The organism is Burkholderia sp. AU45388, assembly GCF_030481585.1.
In the GTDB taxonomy this organism is placed as follows: Bacteria; Pseudomonadota; Gammaproteobacteria; order Burkholderiales; family Burkholderiaceae; genus Burkholderia; species Burkholderia sola.
The window spans coordinates 1-2,669 of record NZ_JAUJPV010000056.1; the positions used below are offsets into that span (position 1 = coordinate 1).

Sequence of the window (2,669 nt, forward strand, 5' to 3'; positions counted from 1 at the left end):
GGCGGCAATCCCGGCCTGGGCCGCGCACACGCCAAGTATCTCGCCGCCAGGGGCGCCAAAGTCGTCGTCAATGACCTCGGCGTCGGGCCGGACGGGCGTGGCGTGGTGGGTGCTCGCGCGGATGCGGTCGTTCGAGAAATCTGCGAGCAGGGTGGCCAGGCCGTCGCCGATACGCATAGCGTCGCGACCGAAGAGGGCGCCAACGCTATTGTGCAGACTGCGCTGCAAACCTTCGGCAAGGTCGACATCCTGGTCAACAACGCGGGTGTCGTCGAGTTCGCGCTGTTCGAAGAGCTGTCCGCGGCCGACATTCACAAGATACTGGATACCCATCTGATGGGCACGATCTGGATGTGCCGTGCGGTCTGGTCGCACATGAAGCAGGCCGGCTACGGACGCATCGTCAACACGGTGTCCGGATCGCTGCTTGGTGCGCGCTATGCCTCGGTCTACGGGGCCTCGAAGGGCGGCATCCTGGGGCTGACGCGAAACCTGGCGATCGAAGGCGCAGACATCGGCATCAAAGTCAACGCGCTGGCCCCCGGCGCGGCCACGGTTGCCTGGACGACCATGAGTGCCGACCAGGCCAAGCCCTCACCGGAAATCCTGACCAAGCTCAGCCCGGAATTCGTTTCGCCGACGGTTGGGGCGCTTGCGCATACCAGCTGTCCGGCGTCGGGAAAGTGCATCGGCTCGGAAGGTGGCAATGTCTTCGAGCTCTGGTATGGACGCACCGCCGGCTATACCGATCATGAACTGGAGTCTCACGACGTCCACCTTAACTGGAGCCAGGTTGTTGATCGGGAAGGGCAGCGGGAAATCGGCGATCCCTTCGATGGTTGCGCCGGCTTCACGCTGACACCCAGGGCGTACCGCTCGAGTTGAGAACGGGTAAGGGGTAGTGGATTCCGTGGGCGGCAAGTCGATAGGGTACAAATAATCGATTAGTCGCGAAGCACTCGATGCGGGTGCCAGGGCTGACATCGCTGAAGGCGTGGCAGTTCTATCGTTGTGAGGAGGTGAAGGAAATGTCAACCAGCATTGCAAGATCAAAGCAGGCGCCGTTCATTGTAGCCATTGGCGGAACCATTCGCGCTAATTCGTCGACTGAGCGCGCGTTGCGCATGGCGTTGAAGGTGGCCGAAGACATGGGAGCGAGGACCTTGCTTCTCGCGGGATCCGAGATCGATCTTCCCAATTTTAGCCCGGAGCGGCGTGAGGCCATCCCTGCGGCGGATCGTCTGGTGAATGCGATGCGCGAGGCTGATGGCGTGATTATCGGTTCACCCGGATACCACGGCGGTGTGTCGGGCTTGGTAAAAAACGCCCTCGACTATCTCGAAGAGATGAATAAGGACACGCGTCCGTATCTTGATGGACGCGCGGTCGGCTGTGTGGCGACTGGGGCCGGGTGGCAGGGTGCGGTGGCGACGTTGACGGCGCTGCGGACCGTCGTTCACGCGCTGCGAGGCTGGCCGACTCCGGTGGGCGTCGCGATCAATTCGGCCGAGCCCGTATCGGAACCGGGCGAGTTCGGCTTCTCGGCGCGCACCGGGGAGCAGATCGCGCTCATGGCGCGGCAGGTCGTCAACTTCTCCCGAGAGCTGAGTGCGGCAGCATGAAGTGCTCGCCGGGTCGCATTTTTTGTGTTGGTACGGCGTCTCAATGTCGTCGCGTTTCATAAGGACGTCGCCGCTTCGAGCGGTGCATGGAGGAGTAATGAGTACAGGCGATATCGCAATGGCCACGCGGCCGAAGTCCACCGAATTTCCCGAGATTCGCAACGCGGCACCCGGGCTGACACCCGAGCAATTCATCGACAAGATCATTGCCCTCCGGCCAATGATCCGTGCGCAGCAGGATCAGGCTGACGAAGCCGGTGCCTATACCGGTGAGGTGCACGAAGCTTTGCTGTCGTTTGGCGCCTACGGGGTGGTGCAGCCGCGTTGCTATGGTGGCCACGAATTCGATCCGGAAACGCTGATTCGGGCGACCATCGAGATGGCGCGCAGCGATCCGAGTGCAGCCTGGTGCTGGGCGTTCCCGGCCGCGCACGTGATCATGCTGGCATCGCACTACGACGAAGGCGCCCAACATGAGATTTTTGGCCGCAACGACGGCGTCGCGATTGCTCCGTTGCGTGCGCCGACGAATGGCACGATTCGCAAAGTCAAGGACGGGTACATCGTCAACGGAACGTGGGACTACGCCTCCGGTGTTCCCTATGCCACGCACGTCATGCCGACTGCGCGTTTGATCGATGATGCGAATCCGGGCGGGCCGCCGGTGTTTTATGTGCCGATTCTGCCTGCTGGCGATTTCCGAATCGTTCCCGGCTCGTGGGGGGGGGATCTCACGATGGGCCTGCGTTCCAGCGGCTCGCAGACGTTCGTGGTCGAGAACGCATTCGTTCCCGACAACATGGTGGCGCCGTTTTACGACTTCCAGCGCGCCGGCGAGGATCCGGAAGGGACGTTTGGCACCCGTCTGCACGGCAATTCCATGTATGTGGGTATCACCACCTCGCTGTTCACTGCAGTGATCAGTGCGGTGATGGTCGGTGCGGCCTGGGCGGCACTCGATGAATATGAAGAGATCCTGCGGACCAAAAAGACGATCAATCCGCCGTTCCACGAGCGCTACAAGTCGCTGGAATACCAGCGCACCGT

At 61.9% G+C, this 2,669-nt stretch carries 3 protein-coding genes; all 3 read left to right on the plus strand.

Annotated features, from left to right (window positions below):
* On the plus strand, window positions 1–885 hold an 885-nt coding region (locus tag QZM72_RS35330), incomplete at its 5' end, for an SDR family NAD(P)-dependent oxidoreductase (RefSeq protein WP_301740427.1).
* A 143-nt stretch (window positions 886–1,028) separates the two neighbouring features.
* The gene (locus tag QZM72_RS35335; protein ID WP_089468833.1) at window positions 1,029–1,622 is read left to right on the plus strand and encodes an NADPH-dependent FMN reductase; all 594 of its coding nucleotides are present in this window, start codon (window positions 1,029–1,031) and stop codon (window positions 1,620–1,622) included.
* Window positions 1,623–1,719: 97 nt separating this feature from the next.
* Window positions 1,720–2,669: hypothetical protein (locus QZM72_RS35340; protein WP_301740428.1), on the plus strand; the 950-nt coding region annotated here is incomplete at its 3' end.

Excerpts from the sequence above, each read along its gene's own strand:
- QZM72_RS35335 (WP_089468833.1), top strand. The coding sequence starts at position 1,029 with ATGTCAACCAGCATTGCAAGATCAAAGCAGGCGCCGTTCATTGTAGCC.